Origin of the sequence: Rhizobacter sp. (assembly GCA_021153565.1) — a bacterium.
Taxonomy (GTDB): Bacteria; Pseudomonadota; Gammaproteobacteria; order Burkholderiales; family Burkholderiaceae_C; genus Albitalea.
Map to the genome: position 1 here is coordinate 1 of JAJKJU010000206.1, position 26,472 is coordinate 26,472.

The 26,472-nt window shown below is 63.4% G+C and carries 27 protein-coding genes, 1 pseudogene and 1 riboswitch; of the genes and pseudogenes, 17 read left to right on the top strand and 11 right to left on the bottom strand.

Annotated elements, in window-relative coordinates; genetic code table 11:
- The 5 genes from metK to metF form a co-directional block, all read left to right on the top strand.
- On the top strand, window positions 1-1,011 hold a 1,011-nt coding region (gene metK, locus AC30NL_RS12845; protein ID WP_489464391.1), incomplete at its 5' end, for a methionine adenosyltransferase.
- 164 nt (window positions 1,012-1,175) lie between these two features.
- Window positions 1,176-2,273, top strand: a complete 1,098-nt coding sequence (locus AC30NL_RS12850; protein WP_489464392.1) for a DNA glycosylase AlkZ-like family protein — start codon at window positions 1,176-1,178, stop codon at window positions 2,271-2,273.
- Window positions 2,274-2,572: 299 nt separating this feature from the next.
- A riboswitch (S-adenosyl-L-homocysteine riboswitch) is annotated at window positions 2,573-2,670 on the top strand.
- A gap of 89 nt (window positions 2,671-2,759) precedes the next feature.
- Complete coding sequence (ahcY, locus tag AC30NL_RS12855) at window positions 2,760-4,187, top strand: adenosylhomocysteinase (protein ID WP_489464393.1); 1,428 nt, start codon at window positions 2,760-2,762, stop codon at window positions 4,185-4,187.
- A 22-nt stretch (window positions 4,188-4,209) separates the two neighbouring features.
- Window positions 4,210-4,992, top strand: coding sequence for a TlyA family RNA methyltransferase (locus tag AC30NL_RS12860; RefSeq protein WP_489464394.1), 783 nt, complete (start codon window positions 4,210-4,212; stop codon window positions 4,990-4,992).
- A complete protein-coding gene (metF, locus tag AC30NL_RS12865) occupies window positions 4,989-5,837 on the top strand; it encodes a methylenetetrahydrofolate reductase [NAD(P)H] (protein WP_489464395.1) in 849 nt (282 codons plus the stop codon). The genes AC30NL_RS12860 and metF overlap by 4 nt, the downstream gene beginning before the upstream one ends.
- Window positions 5,838-5,934: 97 nt before the next feature.
- On the opposite strand, the gene AC30NL_RS12870 is transcribed toward metF, so the two are convergent.
- Window positions 5,935-6,516, bottom strand: a complete 582-nt coding sequence (locus AC30NL_RS12870) for a 5-formyltetrahydrofolate cyclo-ligase (protein ID WP_489464396.1) — start codon at window positions 6,514-6,516, stop codon at window positions 5,935-5,937.
- Between the two features lie 55 nt (window positions 6,517-6,571).
- Here AC30NL_RS12870 and AC30NL_RS12875 point away from each other — a divergent pair, with 55 nt between their 5' ends.
- On the top strand, window positions 6,572-7,015 hold the full coding sequence (locus tag AC30NL_RS12875; RefSeq protein ID WP_489464397.1) for a TfoX/Sxy family protein: 444 nt from the start codon (window positions 6,572-6,574) through the stop codon (window positions 7,013-7,015).
- A gap of 101 nt (window positions 7,016-7,116) precedes the next feature.
- On the opposite strand, the pseudogene AC30NL_RS12880 reads toward AC30NL_RS12875, so the two are convergent.
- Window positions 7,117-7,263, bottom strand: a pseudogene (locus AC30NL_RS12880) (DUF2917 domain-containing protein); the annotation flags it as partial.
- Between the two features lie 111 nt (window positions 7,264-7,374).
- Between AC30NL_RS12880 and AC30NL_RS12885 the strand changes: the two are divergent.
- Window positions 7,375-8,391: a LysR family transcriptional regulator gene (locus AC30NL_RS12885; RefSeq protein WP_489464398.1), complete on the top strand. Its 1,017-nt coding sequence runs from the start codon at window positions 7,375-7,377 to the stop codon at window positions 8,389-8,391.
- Between the two features lie 137 nt (window positions 8,392-8,528).
- Here the strand turns inward: AC30NL_RS12885 and AC30NL_RS12890 are convergent, their stop codons facing one another.
- The gene (locus AC30NL_RS12890; RefSeq protein WP_489464399.1) at window positions 8,529-9,191 is read right to left on the bottom strand and encodes a 5-formyltetrahydrofolate cyclo-ligase; all 663 of its coding nucleotides are present in this window, start codon (window positions 9,189-9,191) and stop codon (window positions 8,529-8,531) included.
- A gap of 34 nt (window positions 9,192-9,225) precedes the next feature.
- Here AC30NL_RS12890 and AC30NL_RS12895 point away from each other — a divergent pair, with 34 nt between their 5' ends.
- The 4 genes from AC30NL_RS12895 (at window position 9,226) to AC30NL_RS12910 (ending at window position 14,189) form a co-directional block, all read left to right on the top strand.
- A complete protein-coding gene (locus AC30NL_RS12895; protein WP_489464400.1) occupies window positions 9,226-11,178 on the top strand; it encodes a lytic transglycosylase domain-containing protein in 1,953 nt (650 codons plus the stop codon).
- Window positions 11,179-11,190: 12 nt separating this feature from the next.
- Window positions 11,191-12,147, top strand: coding sequence for a complex I NDUFA9 subunit family protein (locus tag AC30NL_RS12900; protein ID WP_489464401.1), 957 nt, complete (start codon window positions 11,191-11,193; stop codon window positions 12,145-12,147).
- An 88-nt stretch (window positions 12,148-12,235) separates the two neighbouring features.
- Window positions 12,236-12,919 (top strand): glutathione S-transferase family protein, encoded by a 684-nt coding sequence (locus AC30NL_RS12905; RefSeq protein WP_489464402.1) that lies wholly within the window; start codon window positions 12,236-12,238, stop codon window positions 12,917-12,919.
- Between the two features lie 34 nt (window positions 12,920-12,953).
- The gene (locus tag AC30NL_RS12910) at window positions 12,954-14,189 is read left to right on the top strand and encodes a multifunctional CCA addition/repair protein (RefSeq protein WP_489464403.1); all 1,236 of its coding nucleotides are present in this window, start codon (window positions 12,954-12,956) and stop codon (window positions 14,187-14,189) included.
- Window positions 14,190-14,227: 38 nt separating this feature from the next.
- Here AC30NL_RS12910 and AC30NL_RS12915 read toward each other — a convergent pair whose 3' ends face one another.
- Both AC30NL_RS12915 and AC30NL_RS12920 read right to left on the bottom strand, forming a co-directional pair.
- Window positions 14,228-14,422 carry a DUF2905 domain-containing protein gene (locus AC30NL_RS12915; RefSeq protein WP_489464404.1) on the bottom strand — a complete coding sequence of 65 codons (195 nt, stop codon included), beginning with the start codon at window positions 14,420-14,422 and terminating at the stop codon, window positions 14,228-14,230.
- A complete protein-coding gene (locus tag AC30NL_RS12920; RefSeq protein WP_489464405.1) occupies window positions 14,419-15,543 on the bottom strand; it encodes a class I SAM-dependent methyltransferase in 1,125 nt (374 codons plus the stop codon). The genes AC30NL_RS12915 and AC30NL_RS12920 overlap by 4 nt, the downstream gene beginning before the upstream one ends.
- A 15-nt stretch (window positions 15,544-15,558) precedes the next feature.
- On the opposite strand from AC30NL_RS12920, the gene AC30NL_RS12925 reads away from it, so the two are divergent.
- Genes AC30NL_RS12925 through AC30NL_RS12940 form a run of 4 tightly spaced genes read left to right on the top strand, consistent with a single transcriptional unit; the run spans window position 15,559 to window position 18,315 of the window.
- A complete protein-coding gene (locus AC30NL_RS12925; protein ID WP_489464406.1) occupies window positions 15,559-16,341 on the top strand; it encodes an SDR family oxidoreductase in 783 nt (260 codons plus the stop codon).
- Window positions 16,341-16,745: a dihydroneopterin aldolase gene (locus AC30NL_RS12930; protein WP_489464407.1), complete on the top strand. Its 405-nt coding sequence runs from the start codon at window positions 16,341-16,343 to the stop codon at window positions 16,743-16,745. Before AC30NL_RS12925 ends, AC30NL_RS12930 begins: the two co-directional genes overlap by 1 nt.
- A 15-nt stretch (window positions 16,746-16,760) precedes the next feature.
- A complete protein-coding gene (ttcA, locus tag AC30NL_RS12935) occupies window positions 16,761-17,663 on the top strand; it encodes a tRNA 2-thiocytidine(32) synthetase TtcA (protein ID WP_489464408.1) in 903 nt (300 codons plus the stop codon).
- A 43-nt stretch (window positions 17,664-17,706) separates the two neighbouring features.
- Window positions 17,707-18,315, top strand: coding sequence for a DUF4136 domain-containing protein (locus AC30NL_RS12940; protein ID WP_489464409.1), 609 nt, complete (start codon window positions 17,707-17,709; stop codon window positions 18,313-18,315).
- A 34-nt stretch (window positions 18,316-18,349) separates the two neighbouring features.
- Here AC30NL_RS12940 and AC30NL_RS12945 read toward each other — a convergent pair whose 3' ends face one another.
- Entirely contained in the window at window positions 18,350-19,183 is an 834-nt protein-coding gene (locus tag AC30NL_RS12945) for a DUF6279 family lipoprotein (RefSeq protein ID WP_489464410.1), read from the bottom strand.
- A gap of 37 nt (window positions 19,184-19,220) precedes the next feature.
- Here AC30NL_RS12945 and glmU point away from each other — a divergent pair, with 37 nt between their 5' ends.
- Window positions 19,221-20,594: a bifunctional UDP-N-acetylglucosamine diphosphorylase/glucosamine-1-phosphate N-acetyltransferase GlmU gene (gene glmU, locus AC30NL_RS12950; protein ID WP_489464411.1), complete on the top strand. Its 1,374-nt coding sequence runs from the start codon at window positions 19,221-19,223 to the stop codon at window positions 20,592-20,594.
- A gap of 7 nt (window positions 20,595-20,601) precedes the next feature.
- On the opposite strand, the gene AC30NL_RS12955 is transcribed toward glmU, so the two are convergent.
- From AC30NL_RS12955 to tsaB, 3 genes are read right to left on the bottom strand one after another with little or no spacing between them, the layout of a single operon-like run.
- The gene (locus AC30NL_RS12955) at window positions 20,602-21,471 is read right to left on the bottom strand and encodes a uracil-DNA glycosylase (RefSeq protein ID WP_489464412.1); all 870 of its coding nucleotides are present in this window, start codon (window positions 21,469-21,471) and stop codon (window positions 20,602-20,604) included.
- Window positions 21,458-21,946: a ribosomal protein S18-alanine N-acetyltransferase gene (gene rimI / locus AC30NL_RS12960; RefSeq protein WP_489464413.1), complete on the bottom strand. Its 489-nt coding sequence runs from the start codon at window positions 21,944-21,946 to the stop codon at window positions 21,458-21,460. Before rimI ends, AC30NL_RS12955 begins: the two co-directional genes overlap by 14 nt.
- Window positions 21,943-22,668, bottom strand: coding sequence for a tRNA (adenosine(37)-N6)-threonylcarbamoyltransferase complex dimerization subunit type 1 TsaB (gene tsaB, locus AC30NL_RS12965; RefSeq protein ID WP_489464414.1), 726 nt, complete (start codon window positions 22,666-22,668; stop codon window positions 21,943-21,945). The genes rimI and tsaB overlap by 4 nt, the downstream gene beginning before the upstream one ends.
- A gap of 109 nt (window positions 22,669-22,777) precedes the next feature.
- Between tsaB and dacB the strand changes: the two genes are divergently transcribed.
- On the top strand, window positions 22,778-24,259 hold the full coding sequence (gene dacB / locus AC30NL_RS12970; protein ID WP_489464415.1) for a D-alanyl-D-alanine carboxypeptidase/D-alanyl-D-alanine endopeptidase: 1,482 nt from the start codon (window positions 22,778-22,780) through the stop codon (window positions 24,257-24,259).
- A gap of 111 nt (window positions 24,260-24,370) precedes the next feature.
- Here dacB and AC30NL_RS12975 read toward each other — a convergent pair whose 3' ends face one another.
- Together AC30NL_RS12975 and AC30NL_RS12980 are read right to left on the bottom strand one after the other, a co-directional pair.
- A complete protein-coding gene (locus tag AC30NL_RS12975; RefSeq protein ID WP_489464416.1) occupies window positions 24,371-25,012 on the bottom strand; it encodes an OmpW/AlkL family protein in 642 nt (213 codons plus the stop codon).
- A 22-nt stretch (window positions 25,013-25,034) separates the two neighbouring features.
- Window positions 25,035-26,219 carry an SGNH/GDSL hydrolase family protein gene (locus AC30NL_RS12980; protein WP_489464417.1) on the bottom strand — a complete coding sequence of 395 codons (1,185 nt, stop codon included), beginning with the start codon at window positions 26,217-26,219 and terminating at the stop codon, window positions 25,035-25,037.
- Between the last annotated feature and the right edge of the window lie 253 nt (window positions 26,220-26,472).

The window sequence follows — 26,472 nt, forward strand, 5'->3', positions numbered from 1 at the left end:
GAAATCACCACCAACGCGCACGTCGACTACATCCAGGTCGCGCGCGACACCATCAAGCGCATCGGCTACGACAACACCGAGTACGGCATCGACTACAAGGGCTGCGCGGTGCTCGTCGCCTATGACAAGCAGTCGAACGACATCGCGCAAGGCGTGGATCAAGCCAGCGACGATCACCTGAATACGGGCGCCGGCGACCAGGGCCTGATGTTCGGCTATGCCTGCGATGAAACGCCCGAGCTGATGCCCGCTCCGATCTACTACGCACACCGACTCGTCGAGCGCCAGGCGCAACTACGCAAAGACGGTCGCTTGCCCTTCTTGCGCCCGGATGCGAAGAGCCAAGTGACGATGCGCTACGTCAACGGCAAGCCGCACTCGATCGACACGGTAGTGCTGTCGACCCAGCATTCCCCCGAGATGAGCGACGGGAAGAAGATGCTGCCGGCCTTCACCGAAGCGGTGATCGAAGAGATCATCAAGCCAGTGCTCCCGAACGAATGGCTCAAGGAAACCAAGTTCCTGATCAACCCGACCGGCCGTTTTGTCGTCGGCGGCCCGCAGGGCGACTGTGGCCTGACCGGCCGCAAGATCATCGTCGACACCTATGGCGGCGCGTGCCCGCACGGCGGCGGCGCGTTCTCGGGCAAGGACCCGACGAAGGTGGACCGCTCGGCGGCCTACGCCGCGCGCTACGTCGCGAAGAACATCGTGGCCGCGGGCCTTGCGCGTCAATGCCAGATCCAGGTGGCCTATGCCATTGGCGTGGCCAAGCCGATGAACGTCACGGTCTACACCGAAGGCACGGGCGTCATCTCCGACGAAAGGCTGTCGGCAATGGTGCAAGAGCACTTCGACTTGCGTCCGAAGGGCATCATCCAGATGCTGGATCTGCTGCGTCCGATCTATTCGAAGACGGCGGCGTATGGGCACTTCGGGCGTGAAGAGCCCGAGTTCTCATGGGAACGCACAGACAAGGCCAAGGTGCTGCGTGCAGCAGCGGGCCTGTAAAGCACGACGGCGCGTCAGCGCCGCCTGGACTTGCGGCACCAGTCACAAGGCGAAGGTGCTGCGCGCAGCAGTGGGCCTGTAAGTCGGCCTTCAGCCGCACCTCATCGAAGGGCGACGCAAGTCGCCCTTTTTCTTTGCCTGCCGTCTTTGTGCATCATCGGCACATGCCCACGCCGACTCTCGACGACCTCCGCCGATACGCCGTCTCGCGCTCGCTCTTCAAGCCGACGACGCTCCCTGCCGCGATCCGCAAGCTCGGCTTCATCCAGGCCGATCCCATCCGTGCACCGGCACGCGCTCAAGACCTGACGCTGCGCCATCGAGTCAAGGACTACCTCGCCGGCGATCTCGAGCGGCGCTATCCGAAGCTGGGTGTCGAGGAAGACTTTTTCGTCAACTACGGCTTTCTATCGACCGAGGTCCAGCAGCTGATGCACCCCCGCACACCGCGCACTGTCTGGCCTGAATCAACCAAGAAGCAGTCGACGGCGCTGCTGGAATTCATCCGCGACCGTGGCGAAGTGCATCCGCGCGAGGTCGACGCGCATTTTTCGCACGGCAGAGTCGAGAACTATTGGGGCGGATCGTCCAGTGCAACGACCCATCTGCTCGATGGCATGCACTACCGCGGCCTCGTTCGCGTGGTCCGGCGCGAGTGCGGCGTCCGCATCTACGCGGTGCACGAGCATGCACCCGCCACCCAGAACACAGCTTCTCGACGCGAGCCACTCGATGCACTCACCGACGTGATCATTCGGAAATACGCACCTTTGCCGGCACAGAGCCTCGGCAATCTCATCAGCCGCCTGCGCCACGGCACGCCGCAATGGCGAAACGATCTCAAGGCAAGCATCCAGCGCGCCAAGGAACGGCTCGCACATGAGCGTATCGCCGGCGTCGACTGGTACTGGCCTGCCGATGAGAAACCGACGTCGAATCGACACGCGCCGCAGGACGAAGTGCGCCTTCTCGCGCCCTTCGACCCCATCGTCTGGGACCGCCGCCGCTTCGAGCTGTTCTGGAACTGGGCCTATCGCTTCGAGGCCTACACGCCCGCATCCAAGCGCAAACTCGGCTATTACGCCCTGCCTCTTCTATGGCGCGACGAGGTGATCGGCTGGGCCAACGTCACCACGAAAGACTCACGCCTCCAATGCGACTTCGGCTACATCTCAGGCTGCGTGCCGCGGGAGCGAGTCTTTCGCGACGCCCTCGATGCTGAACTCGATCGCATGCGAGGATTCCTCGACCTTCAGGGCTGAGAGTATTTCGAACGTGTCCGAGCAGCACGTCAAAAGGCGCCTGATCTAGGCGCAAAGCGCAGCCATAGCTTGGCTATGGCTGCGCTTTGCGACGACGAGCAGGGGGCTTTTGAATTGATGAGCGGGCATGATCGAAAGACTCTCAGCCTCTGATCCGCACGGCGATCAGGACACCGCACACCGAGCGCACGGCGCCGGCCGGCAGCGATGCCCACGGAAGCGAAGGAAGCACGTTCTTCCGCCCAGTCTTGCACAACCCCGGCAGTCGTCGGGCTTCCCGCGCGACTACAATTCGGGCTCTTTCCGAGGAGCGTTGCAAGGCACCTGCGCAGACGTGTTGACGTGTGCGCCCGGTCCCCAGGCTCGGAAACTTCAATTGCAACCGCGCTCACCCGCACGATGTGTCTTCGTGGGTGTGAGTCCAAGCCCTTCTTGCTCTCCCCTTGCAGCCGCGTCGGCGGGTTCCTGTTCGAAATGGAGCCTGACATGAACGCCGTTCTCAAATCCACCACCGAATCCGCCATCGCCGACCTGTCCCTTGCCGCTTGGGGCCGCAAGGAAATCAAGATCGCGGAGACCGAAATGCCCGGCCTGATGGCCATCCGCGAGGAATTCGCGAAGACCCAGCCGCTCAAGGGGGCGCGCATCACCGGGTCGCTGCACATGACGATCCAGACCGCCGTGCTGATCGAGACGCTGCAAGCGCTCGGCGCCACCGTTCGCTGGGCTTCGTGCAATATCTTCTCGACGCAAGATCATGCGGCGGCAGCCATCGCCGCGAGCGGCACACCGGTATTCGCGATCAAGGGCGAAACGCTCGCCGACTACTGGGACTACACCCACCGAATCTTCGACTTCGGACCCAAGGGCAGCAAGGGCGAGGGCCCGAACATGATCCTCGACGACGGCGGCGACGCCACGCTGCTGATGCATCTGGGCCAGAAAGCCGAGAAGGATCAGTCGCTCATCAGCGACCCGAAAAGCGAAGAAGAGCGCTGCCTGTTTGCCTCCATCAAGGCGAAGCTCGCCGAGGACCCGACCTGGTACACCCGCAAGGCGGCCGAGATCATCGGCGTGACTGAAGAAACCACCACCGGCGTGCACCGCCTGAACGAGATGAGCGCCAAGGGCACGCTGCTGTTCCGCGCGATCAACGTCAACGACTCGGTCACCAAGAGCAAGTTCGACAACCTCTACGGCTGCCGCGAATCGCTGGTCGACGGCATCAAGCGCGCCACTGACGTGATGATCGCCGGCAAAGTCGCTGTCGTGGCCGGCTACGGCGACGTGGGCAAGGGCTCAGCGCAAGCGCTGCGTGCGCTTTCGGCGCAAGTCTGGGTGACCGAGATCGACCCGATCAACGCCTTGCAAGCCGCGATGGAGGGCTATCGCGTCGTGACCATGGAATACGCCGCCGACAAGGCCGACATCTTTGTGACGACGACCGGCAACAAGGATGTCATCACGCACGACATCATGGTCAAGATGAAGAACCAGGCCATCGTGTGCAACATCGGCCACTTCGACAACGAGATCGACGTCGCGTCGCTCGAGAAGTACGAATGGGAGGAGATCAAGCCGCAGGTCGATCACGTGATCTTCCCGGATGGCAAGCGCATCATCCTGCTGGCCAAGGGCCGCTTGGTGAATCTGGGCTGCGGCACGGGCCACCCGAGCTACGTGATGTCCTCGAGCTTCGCCAATCAGACGATCGCGCAGATCGAGCTGTTCACGAAGCAGGATGCTTATCAAGTCGGCAAGGTGTATGTGCTTCCGAAGCACCTCGACGAGAAGGTTGCCCGACTTCAACTGTCCAAGCTCGGTGCCCAACTGACCGTGCTGACAGACGAGCAAGCGGCCTACATCGGCGTGAGCAAGAACGGCCAGTACAAGCCCGACACCTACCGCTATTGACCTTTCGACCGGAGGACAACGCATGCGCGCCGACCAACTCATCGTTGAACGAGGCCTCGCGCCGACACGATCTGCCGCGCAGCGGCTGATCACGCACGGCGGCGTGCGCTGGCTCTCGCCCAAGGGGTGGGTCGTGCCGTACAAGGCAGGCGAAGACCTGCCCGACCAGGCCGAACTGCAAGTCACCGACGACGCCGAATTGCGCTTCGTCGGTCGCGGCGGGCTCAAGCTCGAAGGCGCGCTGAAGCTGCGCGAGATCGGCGTCGCCGGCATGACTTGCCTCGATGTCGGGCAAAGCACCGGTGGGTTCACAGACGCCCTGCTTCAGCACGGCGCGAGCCGGGTCGTCGGCATCGACGTCGGCCACGGGCAACTTCATCAGAAGATGCGCGACGACACTCGCGTGCACGCGCTCGAAGGCATCAATGCGCGGCACTTGAGCAAGGACGTCCTTGGCGAAGCGATGCCTGCCATCGGCTTCGACCTCATTGTCGGCGACCTGTCATTCATATCGTTGAGCCTCGTGATTCCTGCCCTCGCACCCTTGCTGCGGCAAAGCGGCACCTTGCTGTTGCTCGTGAAGCCGCAGTTCGAGTTGCAGCCGGAGTTCATCGGCAAGGGCGGCCTGGTGAAAGACGCGTCTTCCTTCCAGCTCGTGGAAACGCGCGTGCGCCAGTCCTGCAGGGAAGCCGGACTCTGGGTGCGCGGCTATTTCGCAAGCCCGATCGCAGGCGGTGACGGCAACAATGAATTTTTCGTCTACGCGACAAGAGACGACAAGCCGATCAAAGGCGCGAAAGCATGAGCAACAAATCCGTACCCATCAGCTTCGAATTCTTTCCGCCCAACACACCTGTGGGCGACGAGAAGCTGAAAGACGTCGTGCAGCAGCTCGGCGCGATGCAGCCCGAATTCTTCAGCGTCACCTACGGCGCCGGCGGCTCGACGCGCGAGAAGACGCTGAACACCGTGATGGCCATTGCGAAGGCCGGATTCGAAGCTGCGCCGCACTTGTCCTGCGTGGGATCGACGCGCGAAGGCCTGAAGGACATCCTTGCGACATACCGTGCGCAGAACATTCATCGCATCGTGGCCTTGCGCGGTGATCTGCCCAGCGGCACCGCGACGGCCGGCGAGTTTCGCTACGCCGCCGAACTGGTGCGATTCATTCGCGAATCGCAAGGTGCCGATTGGCACATCGAAGTCGCGGCGTACCCTGAATATCACCCCGAGCAGCGCTATGCGAAACGCGATGTGCAGCACTACGTGGACAAGGTGAAGGCCGGCGCAAATTCATCAATCACGCAGTTCTTTTTCAATTCCGACAGCTACTTCCATTTCGTCGCAGAGACGAAGCGACTCGGCGCGGACGTGCCGGTGGTGCCGGGAATCATGCCCTTCCACAACTATTCCAAGATCGCGCAGTTCGCCGCGCGCGACGGCATCGAGATTCCGCGCTGGGTGGCCTTGAAGATGGAAGGCTTCATGGACGACGCGGCATCGATCCGTGCCTTTGGCCTGGACGTGGTGACCGAGCTGTGCGAGAGATTGATCGCCGGTGGCGCGCCGGGGATTCACTTCTACACGATGAATCAATCGGCGCTGACGATCGAATTGTGCAAGCGCCTGGGGCTCGCACCCAAGGATTGATCTGTAGGGTGGGCAAAGCGTAGCGTGCCCACGCCGTTGCCGTCAGATCCGGACGATGTTCCGCGTGGGCACGCTACGCTTTGCCCACCCTACGAATTCAACGATCTTCCGCCTGCCAGACCACGCCGTCATCGGTGATCAAGGCATCCAGCGGAAGATCTTCCGGCTTGCCGCGCAAGAACGGCAAGAACCCGTTCGAATAACAAAGCCCGACTCGCTTCGGCCGCGGCTTGAGCGCCGCCACTGTCCGGTCATAGAAACCGCCACCATATCCGAGGCGCACACCCTCCGGCCCGTAGCCCACGCAGGGCAGCAACAACAACTGCGGCTCGAACACCTCCGTGCCCTTGGGCTTCGGAATGTCGTAGGCATCGAGCTCCGTCGGACAGCCCGGGTACCAGACGTGAAAACGCAGCGACCCGGCGGTCCTGTCGACGACCGGCAGACCGATGCGGCGGGCTTCATCGGCCTCCGACCACCTGTACAGAGCTGGCAAGGGATCGAACTCCCCCTTGATCGGCCAGTACGCGCCAATGGTGGTTTCATTTCGGCCCACGAGCCACACGCGCAGCACGCTTTGGAGTTGCACCGCGCGTTCCAGGCGGTCGGGCAGTGCCTGGCGGGCTGCGATCAGCTTGTTGCGCAGTGCTGCGCTGTCGTCGCTCTTGTCGGTATCCATGGGTGTCTGACGCCAAGGCCGTTGCTGAGGATGGCCCGATTGTGCAAGATGGCGCATGGCCCACGACGAACTCCCCACTCACTGCACTGAACTGTTTGCTCCGATGGGTGCTGCCCGATCCCGCCGGATGTTCGGCGGCCACGGCATTTACGTCGATGACCTCTTCGTCGCCTTGATCTTCCGCGAGCAGCTGTACCTCAAGGCCGACGCGCAAACCCGCGCCGCTTTCGAGGAAGCGGGCGGGGAGCGCTTCGTCTATGACTCCGCCGACAAGCAGGTGACGGTGGGTTACTGGACGGTTCCGGCCGAAGCGATGGAATCGCCGGGCCTCATGCAGCCCTGGGCGCGCCTGGCCATCGCCGCAGCGCTGCGTGCAAAGGCCTCGAAGCCCAGTTCCGCACGACGCAACCCGAAGGCCGCGGCGGCGGCACCGGAGGCCAAGCTGCGCAAGGCAAAGGCGGCGGCGCCACGCGGCAAGGCCTCGACCCGCGAGCGCTGAGCATGGCCTTGCCAGGCGACGGACACTTCGTCGCCGGCTGTCCACGGCTCGATCACAACCTTGTCGGACAGATCAATGAAGAAGCGTTCGCCGACTTCGAGGACATGGTCGTCCACATCGCCTTGGCGGGTAAGCCACACGCGGCCGCTGAGGACCGCAAACTCACCGGCCAAGTGCTCGACACGCATTGGGGCGTCGAATTTCAGGGCGGCGGCACCTGCTTGGGGAAAAAGTTGCGTTTTCATCATCAATCTCCTGGTTGGCTGCAACCGCTTTTTCGTTGCATCGCCTCTGTATGTTCGGCAACTCCCAGGGTTTACTCCAATGAATTCGGATAGCCCATTTGATGCGGAATTGACATGAATAGCGTTCGACAGCGCCCCCTCTCCCTGGGTAGCCTGCGAGCTTTCGAGGCTGTGGCTCGCCGACTCAATTTCAGCGAAGCGGCCGAGGAGTTGCACGTCACGCAATCTGCCGTCAGCCGGCAAATCAAGGGACTCGAAGACGAGCTCGGTGCGCCGTTGTTCACGCGCGGCACGCGGCATGTCGAACTCACCGGCAGCGGTACCGCACTCTTGCTTGTGGTGGCGCCGTGGCTCGACCGGCTCGATGCCGGCGTGCGTCAGATTCGTCAGTCGCGTGGGCGACGCGCCGTGCACCTCACAACCTTTCCGTCTTTCGCGTCCTTGTGGCTGCTGCCTCAGATCGAAGCCTTCCAGCGTGCCCATCCCGATCTCGACATCCGTGTCTCGGCCAACGACCGCATCGTCGACCTCGACGACCCCGAGATCGACATCGCCTTGCGCCACTGCACGCCTCAATCCGCACCCCAGGGCGCGCACCACCTGTTCGGCGAGGTGATGACACCGGTGATCAGTCGCGCGCTCGCCGACGACATCCGTCACGGAAAGGCGCCGCGGCTGGACAACCCTGCGCAGCTCGCGGACTTCACGCTGATTGAAGAGGACGATCATCGAGCGAGCGCTGAACTCTTGAGCTGGCGCCCCTGGCTCACCGCCAACGGGCAACGCAAGCTGCAACCCCGCCGCTGGCTCTACCTCAACTACGCCTACCAGCAAGTGCAGGCGGCTCTGGCCGGGCAAGGCGTGGCGCTCGCACGGCTTGCGCTCGTGGCCGAGCCACTCGGAAGAGGCGACCTGATCGAGCCCTTCGGCCCCGAGGGCCGCATCCACAGCCCTTATGCCTACTGGCTGATCACCACCCGCGCCGGTCGTGGTCGCGATGAAGTCCAGCAGTTTGGCGCGTGGGTGGAGGCGCGCGCGGCCGACACGAGAAGTGCCATCGGCGACGTGGCGGACGAAGAAGGCCCGACCGAGGCAGATCAGGCCGCGTCGTCAGGACATGGCCCGGAATAAGCTCCCGTTTTGGGGGTGCTGGGCGGGATGCGATGCAAGGCGCTCCTCACTTGTGTGGCAAGCCACACAAGTGAGGAGCACGCCGCAGCGCGCCCGCCCAGCACCCCCAAAACGATAAGTTGTTTCGGGCCATGTCCTTAGCCGACAACGCCTCTCTCGGTGACGATAAGCATCAGCGGCTGATCATGTGCCTGCGGAACCAAATCCACCTCATCGATCTCACATGCCGACCAAGCCACGCCAATGGCCGTGACATGCGGATGGTCAGCGAGCCATCTGTCGTAGAAGCCTCCGCCATACCCGAGACGAAAGCCCGAGGAGGTGTAACCGAGGCAGGGAACGAGCACCACGTCAGGCACGACGGGCGCCCCGTCCGGCGAGGGGATGCCGCATTCGTCGCGGCCCGTTGGCGTCACCCGGTTCCAGTCGCGGTAGTGCATCTGTGTCGGCGACTTCGCAGCGAATGGCAGGGCCAGGGAAAGGTCATCGAGACTCTTGTCGCCGAGGCACGCGGACGCTGCGTTAAATTCGGATCGAAGCTGCCAGTAAAGACCCAGGCGTTCGGGCATCAATTCGGCCAGCACCTCGCTCAAATGAGCAGCCAAGGCGGTCGATGCCTCGACACCGGATTCCGCGGCGAAACGGTCTCGGACTCCATGGAGTCGTTCGCGCAGGGCGCGGCGATCGGGCACGGCGGGTTCAGCGGGGTAGCGCAACACAATCAGGAAGGCGAAGCGGTTGAAGATCTGCAGTTCAGTATATGGGCGTGCTCGACGCCGGTTCGCGGCACTCGCGGGCATGGCCTTCCTGGGCCTTGGCACGCTCGCTCCGTGCATGATCTTGCACGCTCAGACCGATCCCGTTGCCGACGCGCGCGAGGCCTTTCGCAAGAAGGACCGCAACCGCCTCGCAGCCGACCGCGCCGCAGCCATAGCGAGCCAGCACCCCCTCGCAATGTGGGCCGACTATTGGGAGCTCAGCAACCGGATCAACGAAGCCGCGCAAACCGAGGTAGATGCCTTTTACGCCCGGTGGCGCAACACCTACGTCGAAGACCGCCTTCGCAACGACTGGCTGCTCGAACTCGGCCACCGCCGCGACTGGGAACACTTCGCAACCGACTTCCCGCGCTTTCGCATGAACGATGACCGCGAAGTCACCTGCTATGCGTTGCTCACCAACCATCTTGCCGGCAAGGACGTGGCCGATGCGTCCCGCGCCGCATGGCTCGGCCAGCGAGACGCCGACGAGGGCTGCGCCCTGCTGGCCGCAACGCTCGTCGATGCCAAGGTCTTCGATTCCGACGATGTATGGCGCAAGACCCGTTTGTCCATCGAAGCCGGCCGCCTGCGCGCGGCACGACAGGCGGCTGCGCTCATCAGCCTGAGCACAGCGAGCATGGTGCAAGACCTGTCGGACAGTCCCGCCAAATTCATCACCCGAAAGGCCTCGGCCTCGGCCGCGGACGGGCGGGCCAATGCGGAGATCGCCACACTCGCCTTGATGCGCATGGCCTCCAGCGATCCCGATGCCGCAGCCGGCGCACTCGTCGACCGCTGGGAACGATCCCTTCCCCCTGATCTCGCCTCATGGGCCTGGGCCAGCGTAGCCAAGCAGGCGGCCATGAAGCTCTTGCCCGCCGCCGCCGACCACTACCAGCACGCGGCGCTGATATTCGCGAAGGACAAGAACCGCGAACTCGACTGGCCCGACGACACCATGGCCTGGAAAGCACGCGCCGCCCTGCGCGCCAACAACGGCAAGGGCCGCTGGCAGCAGGTGATGCAGGCCATCGATGCGATGAGTCCGGACGAACAGCGCGATGCCACCTGGGTCTACTGGAAGGCACGTGGCCTCCAGGCCTTGTCGCGCGATTCGCAGAACAGTGAGAGCATGCGGGAGCAGTCGCGGCAGATGTTCGCTTCCATCGCCGGGCAGTTGAGCTTCTACGGCGCCCTCGCGTCAGAAGCCCTCAACCAGCCCTTCGCGCTGCCTCAGCGCCCGGCGCCCCTCACATCGGCAGAGCGGGCCGAAGCCGCTGCCACGCCGGGCCTGGCACGCGGCCTGCAACTCGTCTCGCTGGGCCTGCGTGACGAGGGTCGGCGCGAGTGGAACTACACCCTGCGCGGCATGAGCGATAGGCAATTGCTCGCCGCCGCGCAGATCGCCTGCGATGCCCAGGACTGGCAGTTGTGCATCAACACCAGCGAGCGCACCAAAGCCGAAATCGACATCGCCCAGCGCTATCCCACGCCCTATCGAGACGAAATCGTCGCGCGTTCGAAGGAACTCGATCTCGACGCGCCATTTGTGATGGGCCTCATCCGCCAGGAGACGCGATTCATGGCGACGCTGCGGTCCTACGTCGGCGCCTCAGGACTGATGCAGTTGATGCCGGCCACCGCGAAGTGGACCGCGAAGAAATACGGCGTGGCCTACTCACCGGACATGATCACCGACCCGAGCACCAACCTGAGGCTCGGAACTGGCTACCTGCGGCATGTGCTCGACGCTTTCGAGGGCTCTCAGGCAATGGCCGCGGCCGCGTACAACGCCGGCCCGGGGCGGCCACGCCGTTGGCGCGAGGGACCTTTCATCGAGACGTCGGCGTGGGCAGAGAACATCCCGTTCCCCGAAACGCGCGACTATGTGAAGAAGGTGCTGTCCAATGCCAGCATCTACGCAGCGGTGCTCAACGGCGAGGAGCCAGTGCTTCGCACGCGGCTGGGCCGCTCGATCGGGCCTCGCGACGCGAATGCCCCTGCGCCAGAGAAAGATCTACCCTGAAGCAGGCACACGATGAACAACATCCTCGTTCTCGGCGGTACAGGTTTCGTGGGTCGCAGCATCTGCGACAAGCTGGTCGATCGATCGGGAGGTGCAGACAGACGCATCGTCGTGCCCACGCGCCATCCGGGCCGCGCCGGGCACATCCAGCTGTTGCCGACGGTAGAGGTGGTCCCCGCCGACGTGAACAACGACGCCGATTTGCGCCGCCTGGTGCGCGGCTTCGACGCAGTGATCCATCTCATCGCGACCCTGCACGGCAGCGAGGCCGACTTCCAGCGCGTGCACGTGGACCTCCCACGCCGCGTGGCCGATGCCTGCGTGGCGGCAGGCGTGCGGCGAGTCATCCATTTGAGCTCGCTCGGCGCGAGCGAATCGGCACCGTCAAAGTACCTGCGATCCAAGGCGCACGGCGAGGCCGCGTGGCGCGCAGCGCCGCTCGCGCTGACCGTGTTTCGACCGTCAGTGATCTTCGGCGAGAAGGACCGGTTCATGAATCAGTTTGCGAGGCTGCAACGCATCTTTCCGGTGATGCCGCTGGCCGGCGCGAACGCTCAATTTCAGCCGGTTTGGGTGGACGACGTGGCAGAGGCCGTGGCGCGTTCGCTCGAAAACCCGTTGACCATCTCGCAAAACTTCGAATGCACTGGACCGACCGTCTACACCTTGCGCGAACTGGTGCGACTTGCGGGCCGCTGGTCCGGCCATGAGCGGCCCATCATTCCCTTGCCCGCCGCTTTGGGCCACTTGCAAGCCAGCCTGCTCGAACTGCTTCCGGGCGAACCATTGATGTCACGCGACAACCTCGACTCGATGAAAGCAGACAACGTTGCGGGCGCCGGCATTCCCGGCCTCGAGCGCCTGGGCATCACGCCCCGTTCGCTCGAAAGCGTGATGCCGCCCATCTTGAGCCGACGCGACGGCATCGCCAAGTTTGATCTTCTGCGGGCACTGGCGCGCCGAAACTGAATCGCCCCGCTCGGCAATGCGCCAAGATCATGAAACACTGCACTAGCATCAGGGGCCTTCATCTACGACAACGGTTCAGAGGACACGCATGCAGCTTTACATCGGCAACAAGAACTACTCCTCCTGGTCACTTCGCCCGTGGCTTCTGATGACGCAGTCCGGCATTCAGTTCGAGGAAATCAAACTGCGGCTCGCCTTCAACGACGAGTCGGACTTCAAGAAGACCCTGGCCCAGGTCGCGCCCTCGGGCCGCGTGCCGGTGCTGGTCGACGAGGGATTCGCGGTGTGGGACACCCTTGCGATCGCCGAGTACCTGGCCGAGAAGTACCCGAGCAAGAACCTGTGGCCCATTCAACCCCTTGCCCGCGCGCGGGCACGCAGCCTCTGCGCGGAAATGCACTCGGGTTTCGGTGCGCTACGCAGCCATTTCGTCATGAACATCGAAGCCTCATTGCCGGAGATCGGCAAACGCGTCCTGGCTGAAAAACCCGACGTTGCACGCGACTTCGAGCGCATCGTGCAAATGTGGGAGAAGCAGTTCGACGAACACGGCGGCCCATTCCTGTTCGGCGCATTCTCGATTGCCGACGCGTACTTCGCCCCGGTGTGTTCGCGCTTTGCAACTTATGCAGTGCCGCTGCCGTCGCGCGTCGCCAAGTATGTGGAGCACATCCATTCGCTGCCTTCGATGCAGGCTTGGGTAAGAGATGCGAAGGCGGAACACGACTTCATCGCAGATGACGAACCGTACCGGACGGCGCCCACTCATTGAAGCCAGGCGAGCGCCCAAATCCTAAACTCCGCCAATGAAGTCATATGTCGTTGGCGGAGCGGTCCGCGATGAAATGCTGGGAAGGCCGGTGAACGACCACGACTGGGTCGTCGTCGGCGCGACGCCGCAGGAGATGACGACCCGCGGCTTCCTGCCCGTGGGCAAAGACTTTCCAGTGTTCGTACATCCGCAGACCAGGGAGGAATATGCCCTCGCCCGCACTGAACGCAAGACGGCGCCGGGCTATCACGGCTTCGTGTTTCACACCGATCCTGGCGTCACCCTCGAAGACGATCTGGCGCGCCGCGATCTCACCATCAATGCGATGGCGCGCGAAGCTGACGGCACGCTCGTCGATCCCTACGGCGGGCAGAAGGACCTGGCTGCAAAGATCCTTCGTCACGTGTCGCCTGCCTTCGCGGAAGACCCGGTGCGCATACTTCGCCTCGCACGCTTCGCTGCGCGCTTCGGCGATTTCAGCGTGGCACCCGAAACGCTCGCCTTGATGCGGCAAATGGTTGAAGCTGGCGAGGTCAATGCACTGGTGGCCGAGCGAGTGTGGCAAGAGTTGTCGCGCGGCCTGATGGAAGCGCATCCATCGAAAATGTTCGAGGTGCTGCGCGCGTGCAGCGCCTTGGCTCGGCTGCTGCCCGAAGTGGATCGGCTATGGGGCGTGCCTCAACCACCGCAGCATCATCCTGAAGTCGATACCGGCGTGCATTTGATGATGGTGCTCGACATGAGCGCCAAGCTGAACACGTCGCTGACCGTGCGCTTCGCCTGCCTCGGGCATGACCTCGGCAAGGGGACGACGCCTGCGGAGATACTGCCGCGACACATCAAGCACGAAGAGCGCAGCGTCGATCTGGTTCGCGCGGTATGCGACCGTTGGAAGGTGCCGGTCGAATGCCGTGAACTGGCGGAAGTCGTGGCGCGCGAGCATGGCAATGTGCATCGCAGCGGCGAACTGAATGCGTCGGCTGTCATGCGATTGATCGAGCGCTGCGACGCGATCCGGCGGCCGGCGCGGTTTGCGGAAATGTTGCTGGCCTGCGAGTGCGATGCGCGTGGAAGGCTGGGGTTCGAGGACGAACCGTATTCACAAAGGGCGCGCTTGCAGAAAGCCTTGGACCTGGCGCTGGCCGTGGATTCGCGCGCGGTGTCGACGCAGGCGGCGGAGCGCGGGTTGAGTGGCGTGGCGATTGGGCAGGCGATTCAGCAGGCACGAGTTCAGGCGATTGCCGCAGGCCTGGATTCGTTGCCCGTGTGAGCCCCTGAATATGGGTCGTTCAAAGGGTTGCACCCGGTCTACACAAACCTGGCCAGCAACATCGCGAGAAAGCTCAACAGCACGCTGCTCGTCACTGGCAAGAACACCTCGCGCCCAAAAATACGAAACCGAAAGTCCCCCGGCAGTTTGCCCAACCCGATCTTCTCCAGCCACCTGCGCAACCCGCTGAAGATCAGCAGTGCCAAAAAGATGACGACGAGCCAACGGATCACAGTGTGTGCGTCCGGTCGCCGCTGGAAAATCCGATAGGCGCGGCGGTGAAGTTCTCATCGCAATTTTTGCCAAGACCAATCACCTTGAACAGCTCGCCCATCTCGTGTTCGTTCAAGAGCTTTTGCACATTGGCAATCGTCGGAACATTCGCACCTTGCAGCATGTCGAGCAGCCCACAGTTCATCAGGAATCGCGCCTGCGTTGCATAACCCAGCACCTCGAAGCCGGCCTCCTGCCCTGCCAGGGCGATGCCAGTGAAATCGACGTGCGAAGTGATGTCCTTCGCGCCGACATCCGACAAGGGGTCGCCGTCCGCACGATGCCCTTGGTGGCACATCAGCGTGCCGCCGGTGCGTTGCGGAAAGTAGTATTCCGCCGCAGGAAAACCGTAGTCGATGAAGAAGGCCGCGCCGCGGTCCATGCGTTCGCCCAGTGTCGCGATGTAGGCCATTGCTTGCGGATGAATCTCGGTGGTCGTTGCCGGAATGAAGTCGGCGTCATGCGGTGGGCGCAAGTCGGTGGGCCGGTCGGCCCAAGCGAAACCATCTACCGCTGCGTCACCGGCTGAAGTCACGCCACGCTCGAACCACTGCAGGCCATCGAAGTGCAGCAACTGCACAGGCATTGCGTCCAGCACCTCATTGCCGACGACCACGCCGCTCATGCGCTCCGGCAGGGCATCGAGCCACCGAACCCTGCCTGCATGCGCCGCCAGCGTTTTGCGCTGCCGCTCGCGCAGCGTGCCGGACAGGTCAACGATGTTGTACTGCCGCACCGTATCGCCCAGTGCATCGAGCAACTGCAGCGCAAGCGCCCCGGTGCCGGCACCGAACTCCCACACCTCATCGGTGCCGCTGCCCGCAAGCGCCTGCCCGATCTGCCGCGCCACCGCCCGCCCGAACAATGGCGACAGCTCCGGCGCGGTAATGAAGTCGCTGCCTGACGAGGGCAAGCCCCCGAACTGCCGGTCACTGCGGGCGTAGTACCCAAGACCGGGCGCATAGAGTGCCATCGCCATGAAGCGGTCGAAGGGCAGCCAGCCGCCGTCCCGGGCGATGGCCCGGCGGATCAGCGAGGCGAGTGCCCCCCCCGATACACTGGCGGTTTCCTTGGATTTCATTGCCCGATTGTAGAAATGATGGCCTCCCGCCCCGTTGTCCTCGTCACCGGCGCCGCCAAGCGGCTGGGCCGCGAGATCGCGCTTCATCTGGGAAGAGGCGGTTTCGACATTGCGGTGCACTACCGCGGCTCGCGCGATGACGCCGAGGCCGTGGCCGCCGAACTACTTGCCGCAGGGGGCTCGGCAGCCACATTCCACGCCGACCTGGCCGATGAATCTGCCTGTCGCGCACTCGTTCCCGCCGTGCTCGATCACTTCAAACGGCTCGATGCGGTCGTCAACAACGCATCGACGTTCGAATACGACTCCCCGGAATCCTTCGCCATGGATTCGATGGACCGTCACTGGCGCGCCAACGTCGCGCCGCCGGTGATCCTGGCTCGATCGCTTCACGAGCACCTCGAGGGCAGCGACAAGACCGGCTGCGTCGTCAACCTCGTCGACCAGAAGCTCTGGAACCTGAACCCCGACTATTTCTCGTACACCCTGTCCAAGGCCGCCTTGCAGGCCGCGACAGTGATGCTCGCCCAATCGCTGGCGCCCCGGCTACGCGTGTGCGGGGTGGCGCCCGGCGTGACGATGGTGTCGGGCGCCATGACCGACGACGAATTCGGCAAGGCGCGCACCTTGACACCGTTGAACCGGTCTTCGACGCCCGAGGACATCGCCCGCGCCGTGCGCTTTCTCATCGAATCCCCGGCCATCACCGGCACCACGCTGCTGGTGGATGGCGGCCAGCACTTGCAATTGCAAGCACGCGACGTGCTTTTCATCGCCAACCCTTCAAAGGAAACCTGATGCACAGTCTCCTCATGCATCCCAGCCTGATGGACTGCAGGCGCCTCTTCCTGCTCAACTACGAAGTCTGGATCAATATCGGCGTGCATGACTTCGAGAAGAAGGGCGAGCAGCGGGTACTGATCAACGTAGACCTCTACATCCCTCTCTCGCTGTCGACGCCCAAGAAGGACGAACTCGATGAGGTCGTGGACTACGATTTCATGCGCCGCACCATCGCGTTGCGCGTGAAGCGGGGCCACATCCACCTGCAGGAAACGCTGTGCGACGACATACTTGCGTTGATGCTGGCCCACCCGCATGTGAGGGCGGCCCGCGTGTCGACGCAGAAGCCCGATGTGTACCCGGACTGCGAGGCGGTCGGATGTGAAGTCTTCGGCCTTGCCGAAGCAAAGAAGCAGTAAAGAGAGCGTCAAGCAATGAGTGCAGTACTCGATCAGGACAAGCGCGCAGCGCTGGAGATCAACAAGCTGTCCAAGCGCCTGCATCGACAGGTGGGACAGGCGATCGCCGACTTCAACATGATCGAAGAGGGCGACAAGGTGATGGTCTGCGTCTCGGGCGGCAAGGACAGCTATGCACTGCTCGACATCCTCGTCAACCTGCGCAAGCGTGCGCCCATCCAGTTCGATCTCGTCGCGGTCAATCTCGACCAGAAGCAGCCCGGCTTTCCCGAGCACGTGTTGCCGGAATATTTGAAGAGCCAAAACGTACCCTTCCATATCGAAAACCAGGACACCTACTCGGTGGTCAAACGCCTCATTCCCGAGGGCAAGACCATGTGCAGCCTGTGTTCGCGCCTGCGCCGCGGCATCCTTTACCGCGTGGCGGGTGAACTCGGCGCGACCAAGGTGGCCCTGGGGCATCACCGTGACGACATGTTGCAGACGCTTTTCATGAACATGTTTTTCGGCAGCCGCATGAAGGGCATGCCGCCCAAGCTCGTGAGCGACGACGGGAAGAACATCGTCATCCGCCCTCTTGCCTACGTGGCCGAGACTGACCTGGAACGCTGGGCGGTGCACCGGCAGTTCCCCATCATCCCGTGCACGCTGTGCGGCAGCCAGGCCAACCTGCAGCGGGTGCAGATCAAGAAAATGCTGCGCGAATGGGACAAGCAATTCCCGGGGCGCATTGACAACCTCTTCAGTGCCATGGGCAACATCGTGCCGAGCCACATGATGGATCGGAACCTGTATCCCTTCACCTCGCTCCAAACCACAGGGGTCGCCAGCCCCGGAGGGGATCGTGCGTTCGACGATGACGACGACTGCGGGCCGAAAGAGTCGAGCGGTGCGATCAAGCTGCACCGCGACGGCTGAGAGGCTGAGAGCCCCCCATTCTCTCTTCGGCAGGAGCTACACGATGCGCAAAGTTCTGACTCTCCTGATCACCGCCGCGGCGCTCACCGCCTGCACTGGTCTTCGCGAGTTGAGCAACGAGGTGTCCGCTTACAGCCTGTGGCCCGCAGACCGCAAGCCCGCCACCTACACCTTCGAACGCCTGCCGTCTCAAGAGGCGAATGCGCAGCAACAGCAGTTGCTGGAAGACGCCGCCCACCGCGCGATGGAGCGCGCCGGCTTCACTCTCGCCGCCGATCCGAAAGCCGCAGACGTCAGCGTCACGCTCGGTGCGCGCGTGAGTCCGAACGAACCGTCGCCATTTGACAATCCATTCTGGTGGCGCGGCGGGCTGTACGTACACCGGCACTACCACGGCCGGCCCTTCTACCGAACCGGCTTCGCCTTCAGCGGCGCATGGCCGTACTACGACACGCCGACGTACGAGCGGGAGGTGGCGATGCTGATCCGTGACGGCAAGTCCGGTCAGCCTCTTTACGAGACACGAGTGACCAATGACGGGTATTCAGCGTCGATCAACTCATTGCTTGGCGCGATGTTTGAAGCGGGGTTGAAGGACTTCCCGCATGGAGGCGCGACGCCGCACCGGGTGGTAACGCAGATCAATTCGTAGAGGTGCAGGTGTTCGTTGCACGTATGCAATCGAACTACGAACGCCCTTGCGCAGCCAGGGCCCGCGCATCTTCTTCCCACCCCTTGAACCGCTTCAGCGCGTTCGCCCTCTGTTCCGCAGTCGAAAGCTTATGCACTTGCGCCGCGAAGTCGCAGTTGAATTGCATCAATCTTTGCTGATATGCCCAATAGGGGTCCCTTGGTGAACGGAACATCTCCTCATACAAGGACTTGAGGACAGCCTTGGCCTCTTCCGGGCCTGCACGCTCGACGCTCATCTTGCGCAACGCCTGCAACGCGTCTTGCTGTCGACGTTGGCGCTCGACGAGCCAGGCTTGCGGATCGAATGGAGACACTGCAACGAGCTGGACAATCTTCTCGCGCTGGGCATCGTTGAGCCGACCGTAAACCATCTCGGCACGATCGACGACCCGCTTGATCTGCACCTGCCGGCGGTCTTCCAGGTCGGACTGCAAAAAGTCTCTCTTGTACTCCTTGAGGTTCTTCGCGTACTTGCGTTCGACATGGGCGAGTTGTTCCGGCGACAGGGCGCGCACCGACTCCGCGAGCGCCGGCAACGCATGGTCGAATGCTGCATCCAGTCGCCCCTGTATCGTGTCCATCCACTTGCAGACCTGCACGGGCGTCACCGGCTCCGCCACCTCGACTTGCGCGCGGCCCAGAAGCGTCGCGTACTCGGGCAATTGGGTCTGTCGATGCCACTGGAACCACTCGGCGATCGCCTCGCGCGCCTTGACCTCCTGCGCATCGTTGAAATCGATGTAGCGGTCCAGCCACCAGAAGGCCAGTTCAGCTCCCTGGTTGTAGCCAAAGCGCACGGCGGTGCAAGAGGCGAGCGCCATCGCCATGACACCGATAATCGCGAGTCTGATTAAGGATTTCTGCATGGCTCTCGACATTGTCATCATGGCCGTGGGCAAGGGCACCCGCATGAAGTCGGCCCGGCCGAAGGTATTGCATCAGATCGCCGGGCGCGGCCTGTTGCAGCACGTGCTGCAAACTGCCTCGATGCTCGCCGCCGATCGCATCATCACCATCATCGGCCACGGCGCAGATGAAGTGGAACAAGCAATCGGCGCGCCCGGGCTGCGCTTCGTGCGGCAGATGCCGCAACTGGGTACCGGGCATGCCGTGCAGCAGGCGCTGCCGGAACTGCATGGCGAAGGAACCACGCTCATCCTCAGCGGCGACGTGCCCCTGCTCGAAGCGAAGACGGCGACGGCACTGGTCGATTCATGCGGCGGCCAACGTCTCGCCTTGCTCACCATCGACTTGCCCGATCCCACGGGCTACGGCCGCATACTGCGCGATGGTCACGCGGTGCAGGGCATCGTCGAACACAAGGACGCGACACCCACGCAGCGACAAATCCGCGAGATCTACACCGGCATGATGGCCGCGCCCACCGCGCACCTGAGGCGCTGGCTCACACGCCTCACCAACGACAACGCGCAAGGCGAGTACTACCTCACCGACATCGTCGCGATGGCCGTGGCCGAAGGCGTACCGGTGGTCGCCGCGCAACCAGCGAGCGAGACCGAAGTGCTCGGTGTAAATAGCCCGGCTCAGCTTGCCGATCTCGAGCGCCGCTACCAACGCGCACGCGCTGAGGTGCTAATGGAATCTGGCGTGCGTTTTGCAGACCCGGCGCGCTTCGACGTGCGTGGCGAACTGCTGTGCGGCCGCGACGTGGACATCGATGTCAATTGCATCTTCGAAGGTCGCGTCGAACTGGCCGACGGCGTGCAAGTCGGCGCGAATTGCGTGATTCGAAATGCGGTGATCGGCACGAATGCGGCGATTCTTCCCTTCACGCACATCGACGGCGAAAAGCTGGGCGTGAAGATCGGCGCAGGTTCGCTGGTCGGCCCCTTCGCGCGGCTGCGGCCAGGTGCAAACCTGGGGGAAGAAGTGCACATCGGCAACTTTGTCGAGGTCAAGAACTCCACCCTCGCCAAGGGCGCGAAAGCGAACCACCTCGCCTACCTGGGCGATGCAACCGTCGGTGAACGTGTGAACTACGGTGCGGGCAGCATCACCGCCAACTACGACGGCGCGAACAAGCACCGCACCGTCATCGGCAACGACGTGCACGTGGGCAGCAACTGCGTGCTGGTCGCGCCCGTCACGCTGGGCGCCGGTGGAACCATCGGTGCAGGCTCGACGATCGCGAAGGACACGCCAGCCGAGCAGTTGACGGTGGTGCGCGCGAAGCAGGTGTCGCTGTCGGGCTGGAGAAGGCCGGTCAAGAAAAAGTAGCCCGAATCTATGACCCGGCCGCTGCGACGGTATCGGCCGCGAGGCACAGATCGTCCCAGGCTCTCGACTTGTCTTCCAGATTGCGCAGCAGATAGGCCGGGTGATAAGTGACGATGAGCGGCACGCCCTGGTAGCGATGCACGCGACCGCGCAAGCGTCCGATGGGCTCCTCGCTGCGCAACAGGCTCTGCACCGCGAAGCGCCCCATTGCGAGAACGATCTTCGGCTTCACGAGTTCGATCTGCCGGATGAGGAAGTGCTCGCACTGAGCGAGTTCCTCGGGCTGCGGATTGCGGTTGCCCGGCGGGCGGCACTTGAGCGTGTTGGCGATGTAGACCTGGCGCGCCGGATCGGAGGGCGACCCGCCGCCGCCAGGAGGAGGCATCTCTTTTCGGCTGAGGCCGAGGGCTCGCAGCATGTTGTCGAGCAACTGGCCCGACTTGCCCACGAAGGGCTCGCCTTGCAAGTCCTCCTGCTCGCCGGGCGCTTCGCCGACGATCATCCAATGCGCCTGCTCGTGGCCTACGCCGAACACGGTCTGGCGACGGCCGTCGCACAGCTTGCAGGCTCGGCAATTGACGACGGCCTCGCGCAAGGCGGGCCAGCCCATGGATTCGATCCCCGCGGGGCGGTCGCCACGGGCATTGGGCGGGACTGGGGTGAGAGGAGCCTCCACAGGCGCCGCTCTTCCCTTCGACAGGCTCAGGGGGGCCGGCGTCAAGGCTTCGACAGACTCAGCCCGTGCGGGACGGGTGGCCATTGCGGGCGAAACGGGGGTCTGCTCTTCCTCCAGCACAGGAGTTCGCGCTATCGCATGCGGCCACACCCTCAGGTTCATTTCGGCCAGCATGGCCGCCTGGCGTTCACTCCATGGCATGGCGGCCTCCGAGCTCAAGGCTCATCACGTTGGCGTCTTCACGCCTGCCATGAAGCGCCGGGTAGTAGCCCTTGCGCACCCCAATGTGCCGGAAGCCGTAGCGAAGATAGAGGTTGCGCGCCCGCGCATTGCTCTCGCGCACTTCGAGCCACAGCCGATCGGCGTACTGCCCGCGCGACAGGGTGACGAGCTCATCGAGCATGCGACGACCGAAGCCCTTGCTCTGCTGCGCCGGGGCCACTGTGACGTTGAGCAGGTGCATCTCGTCCACGCCCTTCATGGCGATGAAGTACCCGATCAACTGGTCAGACGCACCGCGCAACACGCGCGCGAGATAGCCCGCGGCGAGCGAATCGATGAAGTTGCCGCGTGTCCACGGAAAGTCATAGGCGGCATGCTCGATGGCAACGACTTCGTCGAGGTCGCTCACCATCATGCGCAGCGGCATGAAGTCGTCGCGCACAACGGCGTTCATCGGGCCGCCTCCAGCGCCGCTTGCTCCCGGGCGATGCGCAAGGCTTCGCGCTCTGCAGTCGTCTGGGCCACCTTGTCACGAACGTAGAGCGGTATCGCCAAGGCCGCGTCGACCTCGCCGCCGTCATTCCACAAAGCTTGCGCGAGCGGCAGCATCGCTTGCGCACGTGGCGCGGCATCGGGTGCGAGGCGGGCGTCGCCGGTTCGCAGATCGGGAAAGATCGCGAGCGCCGACCCTGCAATGACCTGCGGCGCCAACGCCTGCCATCGTTCGTTGACCTGTTCGACATTTGCAAGGAAAGCCGGCACCAGCGTCATCCACTGTCCGTCGGCGTAGCCGTAGCGAGCGGCGTAGATCTCGTTCATGCGGGCATCCATCACGACCCACACGTCCTGCGGGTCGCTGCCCTGGCGCGCATCCTCGGCGACGGCAAGCAAGGTGTCGATCGGCAGAACCGGCTTGTTCGCGCCGTATGCCAGACCTTGCGCGACGGAACAGGCGGTTCGCAGGCCGGTGAAGGCCCCGGGGCCGCGCCCGAAGGCAATTGCGGCGAGGGCGGCGAGCGTGATACTGGCCTCCTCGAGCAAAGCGAGGATGGCGGGAAGCAGGGTGGCCGAGGCCTGTGCGCCGCCCGCAGCTTCGCGGGTCCAGGTCTTGCCGCCATGCGCGAGTGCGATGCTCATGCGCTCGGTGGCGGTGTCGAAGGCGAGCAGGCTTGTCATCCGCAGAGTTTAGGACATGGCCCGGAATAAGTTCCCGTTTCGGGCCATGTCCTGACGACACCGCCGACGCGCATGATGCCCCTGCAAGGGTGCATGCGATCATCGGCCGATGCCTGGATCGATCCGACTTTGCAACGGCGGTGCGCGCCATCTTTTGATCAGCCTTGGGCTGTGTCTCGGTCTCGCCCTCTCGATGCCGGTCAGCGCCGCGTCGTACGGCTTGCCGGGCGAGTTTGAAGCTGCCCTGGAGAAAGCCAAGGTGCCGCGTGACGCCGTCGCCGTGGTGGTTCAGGAGGTCGGAAAGACATATGCCCGAGCCTCGTGGCAGCCTGACCGGCCGATGAATCCGGCATCGCTCATGAAGTTGCTCACCACCGACGCCGCGCTCGAGCTTCTGGGGCCGGCATGGACCTGGGCGACGCCTGTGTGGCTCCAAGGCACGGTGCAGAATCCCGGCCCGCAAGGAGTCCTGGAGGGCAATCTCGTCATCAAGGGAACGGGCGACCCGAAGCTGGTGCTAGAACGCGTCTGGCTGCTTCTGCGCCGCTTGCAGCAGCTCGGCGTGCACGAGATTCGCGGTGACATCCTGCTCGACCGCAGCGCTTTCAATCCGGGCAATCAAGGCCCCGGCGATTTCGACGGCGACGCAACGCGACCGTACAACGTGCAGGCCGATGCGCTGCTGCTGAACTACCGGTCCCTCATCGTCACATTCACTCCTGACATTCCCCGCGGCGTCGCCATCGTGTCGACTGAACCGCCGCTTGCCGGCCTGACCGCCGATAGCGCGGTGCCGCTTGCGAGCGGGCGGTGCGAGGACTGGCGCGCATCGCTGAAAGCCGAACTCGCCGACCCTGCACGTCTGCACTTCGCAGGCGCGTACCCGGTCGCTTGCGGCGAACAGCAATGGCCAATGGCCTACGTCGACCCCAAGAGCTACAACCAGCGACTGCTTGCCGGTCTCTGGCGCGAGATGGGCGGCGTGCTGACCGGCAGCGTCAAGGACGGTGCAGCGCCACAAACCGCCCCGAACTTCACAGTCACGTCGTCGACGCTTGCCGAAGTCATCCGCGACATCAACAAGTTCAGCAACAACACAATGGCTCAGCAGCTGTTCCTGACGCTGGCCTTGAACCAGCGCAATTTCGGCACGCCCGAAGCAGCGCGCGAGGTCCTTGCGCAATGGGCGACCGCCCGATTCGGCGCCAGCACCACGCGCGGATTGGTGATCGACAATGGCTCGGGCCTGTCGCGCGAGGGTCGCGTCAGCGCGGCCCTGTTCGCGCGGCTGCTGCAGTCGGCTTGGTCGGGGCCCGCCATGCCCGAGCTCGCGAGCTCGCTGCCCGTGACTGGCGTGGACGGAACGCTGCGCCGGCTGCACTCCCAGGTTGGGCGGGCGCATCTGAAGACTGGTTCATTGCGTGATGTTGTCGGCATGGCGGGCTACGTCTTGTCGAACAGCGGTCGCCGCTATGTGCTGGTAGCGATCGTCAACCACCCGAACGCCAATGCCGCCCGGCCGGCACTCGAGGCCTTGCTCCAGTGGACAGCATCGGACGCACGAATGGCAACGACACGAGATGCTGACTGAATTCATTTTCATCCTCGACCGCGTCCGTCGTCGTGCCCCGTCCGGGCATCACACGCTCTGAACAAAAAAAGGCCCCGCATTCGGGGCCCTTTTTTCGTCCAAACCGCCGGATCAGAACTTGTAGGACGCTCCGAACGAATACACGACGGGCCTGAAGTCGATCGTCGTCTGAAGCACTGTGGCCCCGGAGGCAACCACCTTGCTCTTGACCTTCAGCGCGGCCACGCTCGCGAACAGACCCCAGTCCTTGTTCAAGGAATAGTCGGCGCCGGCTTGCAGTGCCCAGCCGGTGGAGTCGCTCATCTGCGCGTCGGCCGCCAGTCTTGACTGGACGTGGGTGAACTTCGTGTAGTTGATGCCACCGCCGACATAGGGCCTCAGCGTGTCGCCGGTCTGGCCGAAGTGATAGTTCACGAAGAGAGTCGGCGTCACATTCCTGGCCGACAGTACATCGTCGCCGAGGTAGGCAACCGACCCCGTGGCTTTTGCTTTGATCTTCGGCGGAATACCGAGCACCAGCTCTACACCGACGTTCGGGTTGACCATGCGCTCATACACGAATATCACCGTGGTGACATTGCTGGTTTCTGCATCGGCGCCGGGAGGCACGCCTATGCCGGTGATGCCAGTGGTCTTCGAATGCGTCGTGTATTCGCTGACGCCGAGCTTGAAGACGTTGTCTTCGGCCGATGCGGCGCCGACAACGAAAGTCGCTGTCAAGGCCACTGCCAGTGTTTGGAGTTTGATTTTCATTCGATTTCTCCTGTTGCAGCGGTCAAATCCAGCCGAAGGCATGGAGTTGCGCCGCGAACGCGTCGCTGGTGATCTTGTGGCCGCCTGTCGTGGGATGCAGGCTGTCGGCAAAAAACCAGGTGGTGACATCAGCCCCGGTGCGCAGCCCGTTGTAGGGAGCCCCGGGCGTGCTATTGCAGAAGAGCGAAGATCCGTCCGTTACCGCGCCACTCGTGATTGCGCTGATCTTTGTCGCGTCACAGGCTGGAACTGTGTTGTTCTCGATGCCGTAGTTGGCAGGATTGGCATTGACGTCCTTGAAGAGCGCGAAAACGTCGATCAACTGAACAGGCGCACCGGTGAGTGCGTCGCGCAGCCACAGGTTGAAGACCCGCGACAGGTCGGTCAGGACCGGACGCGCCGTGGCGGGCAGCGAGTTGCCGAACGGTGTGTCTGCGAAGTCATTGAGCAGCATCACGGCGACGTACTTACCGCCCTTGGCAAGGATTTGCGTGCGCACGTAGCCCGCGAGTTCCAGCGCTGCCTTCTTCAACTCGGCCTGCGCCGCAGTCTGGGCCACGAAGAGCGCCTGCCTGGCTTGATCGGCGGTGATCGTGCCTGCAGCGGCGTCGGCCTGGACTTGGGCCGCCGTGGCCGCGAAGGTGCCGAACTGCACCAGGACATCATTGTTGCCGCCGTACACCAGGATCAGGTCAGTGTCCTTGAAGCTGCCGAAGCGCGTCAGGTGATTGGCAATCTGCGTCGCCACCGGGACGGTCAGCGCTCCCGTGGCGTGGCCGATGCCGTTCGGATCAGTCACGCGTGCGCCGCCTTGGCCGTAGCCCGTGCAGGTACCGGCAAGAGCTGGTGTCGCCGCAGCCGGGCACTTGACGGATGAAGCGCCGAAACCTACTTCGGCCGGTGTTACCACCAGACCCAGCGATGTGGCCAGATTCTCGACCCAGACCGTTCCGGTCGCACTGTTGGTGGTGAACTTCCCGCCGAAGAAAGGCGGTGTGCCGTCTCCTGCCAGCGAAGTGGCCGGCGCGTAAGTTCCCACGTCGCTCAGACTGTCGCCGAACGACACCACGGCAGTGAATGCCCCTTTGGTTGTCGGCGCGCCAGCGGGTGAGCCGCTCCCGGGAACCGCGGGGTCGCCGCCGCCGCCGCATGCCGCCAGCAACGAAGCGGCAACTACAGCCAATCCCCATGACCTCAGTTTCTTCATGTATGCCCCTTGTAAAAAACAAAGCGAACGGTCGTTCGCTTTTTCGGCGTTCACTATATGGTGCCCGTTGAACGGGACGAAGCGGGGGAAACCCGTTCTCGAATTCAAGCGAGTGACCCGGCTGAGAGTATTTCGAGCGTGTCCGAGCAGCACATCAAAAGGCGCCTGATCTAGGCGCAAAGCGCAGCCATAGCTTGGCTATGGCGAGCATTTGCAACGACGAGCAGGGGGCTTTTGGCGTGATGAGCGGGCA

What these genes read in the sequence shown, in the direction of transcription:
- AC30NL_RS12850 (WP_489464392.1), top strand. Translation starts at nt 1,176, where the DNA reads ATGCCCACGCCGACTCTCGACGACCTCCGCCGATACGCCGTCTCGCGC.
- ahcY (WP_489464393.1), top strand. Translation starts at nt 2,760, where the DNA reads ATGAACGCCGTTCTCAAATCCACCACCGAATCCGCCATCGCCGACCTG.
- AC30NL_RS12860 (WP_489464394.1), top strand. Translation starts at nt 4,210, where the DNA reads ATGCGCGCCGACCAACTCATCGTTGAACGAGGCCTCGCGCCGACACGA.
- metF (WP_489464395.1), top strand. Translation starts at nt 4,989, where the DNA reads ATGAGCAACAAATCCGTACCCATCAGCTTCGAATTCTTTCCGCCCAAC.
- AC30NL_RS12870 (WP_489464396.1), bottom strand. Translation starts at nt 6,516, where the DNA reads ATGGATACCGACAAGAGCGACGACAGCGCAGCACTGCGCAACAAGCTG.
- AC30NL_RS12875 (WP_489464397.1), top strand. Translation starts at nt 6,572, where the DNA reads ATGGCCCACGACGAACTCCCCACTCACTGCACTGAACTGTTTGCTCCG.
- AC30NL_RS12885 (WP_489464398.1), top strand. Translation starts at nt 7,375, where the DNA reads ATGAATAGCGTTCGACAGCGCCCCCTCTCCCTGGGTAGCCTGCGAGCT.
- AC30NL_RS12890 (WP_489464399.1), bottom strand. Translation starts at nt 9,191, where the DNA reads ATGCCCGCGAGTGCCGCGAACCGGCGTCGAGCACGCCCATATACTGAA.
- AC30NL_RS12895 (WP_489464400.1), top strand. Translation starts at nt 9,226, where the DNA reads ATGATCTTGCACGCTCAGACCGATCCCGTTGCCGACGCGCGCGAGGCC.
- AC30NL_RS12900 (WP_489464401.1), top strand. Translation starts at nt 11,191, where the DNA reads ATGAACAACATCCTCGTTCTCGGCGGTACAGGTTTCGTGGGTCGCAGC.
- AC30NL_RS12905 (WP_489464402.1), top strand. Translation starts at nt 12,236, where the DNA reads ATGCAGCTTTACATCGGCAACAAGAACTACTCCTCCTGGTCACTTCGC.
- AC30NL_RS12910 (WP_489464403.1), top strand. Translation starts at nt 12,954, where the DNA reads ATGAAGTCATATGTCGTTGGCGGAGCGGTCCGCGATGAAATGCTGGGA.
- AC30NL_RS12920 (WP_489464405.1), bottom strand. Translation starts at nt 15,543, where the DNA reads ATGAAATCCAAGGAAACCGCCAGTGTATCGGGGGGGGCACTCGCCTCG.
- AC30NL_RS12925 (WP_489464406.1), top strand. Translation starts at nt 15,559, where the DNA reads ATGATGGCCTCCCGCCCCGTTGTCCTCGTCACCGGCGCCGCCAAGCGG.
- AC30NL_RS12930 (WP_489464407.1), top strand. Translation starts at nt 16,341, where the DNA reads ATGCACAGTCTCCTCATGCATCCCAGCCTGATGGACTGCAGGCGCCTC.
- ttcA (WP_489464408.1), top strand. Translation starts at nt 16,761, where the DNA reads ATGAGTGCAGTACTCGATCAGGACAAGCGCGCAGCGCTGGAGATCAAC.
- AC30NL_RS12940 (WP_489464409.1), top strand. Translation starts at nt 17,707, where the DNA reads ATGCGCAAAGTTCTGACTCTCCTGATCACCGCCGCGGCGCTCACCGCC.
- AC30NL_RS12945 (WP_489464410.1), bottom strand. Translation starts at nt 19,183, where the DNA reads ATGGCGATGGCGCTCGCCTCTTGCACCGCCGTGCGCTTTGGCTACAAC.
- glmU (WP_489464411.1), top strand. Translation starts at nt 19,221, where the DNA reads ATGGCTCTCGACATTGTCATCATGGCCGTGGGCAAGGGCACCCGCATG.
- AC30NL_RS12955 (WP_489464412.1), bottom strand. Translation starts at nt 21,471, where the DNA reads ATGCCATGGAGTGAACGCCAGGCGGCCATGCTGGCCGAAATGAACCTG.
- rimI (WP_489464413.1), bottom strand. Translation starts at nt 21,946, where the DNA reads ATGAACGCCGTTGTGCGCGACGACTTCATGCCGCTGCGCATGATGGTG.
- tsaB (WP_489464414.1), bottom strand. Translation starts at nt 22,668, where the DNA reads ATGACAAGCCTGCTCGCCTTCGACACCGCCACCGAGCGCATGAGCATC.
- dacB (WP_489464415.1), top strand. Translation starts at nt 22,778, where the DNA reads ATGCCTGGATCGATCCGACTTTGCAACGGCGGTGCGCGCCATCTTTTG.
- AC30NL_RS12975 (WP_489464416.1), bottom strand. Translation starts at nt 25,012, where the DNA reads ATGAAAATCAAACTCCAAACACTGGCAGTGGCCTTGACAGCGACTTTC.
- AC30NL_RS12980 (WP_489464417.1), bottom strand. Translation starts at nt 26,219, where the DNA reads ATGAAGAAACTGAGGTCATGGGGATTGGCTGTAGTTGCCGCTTCGTTG.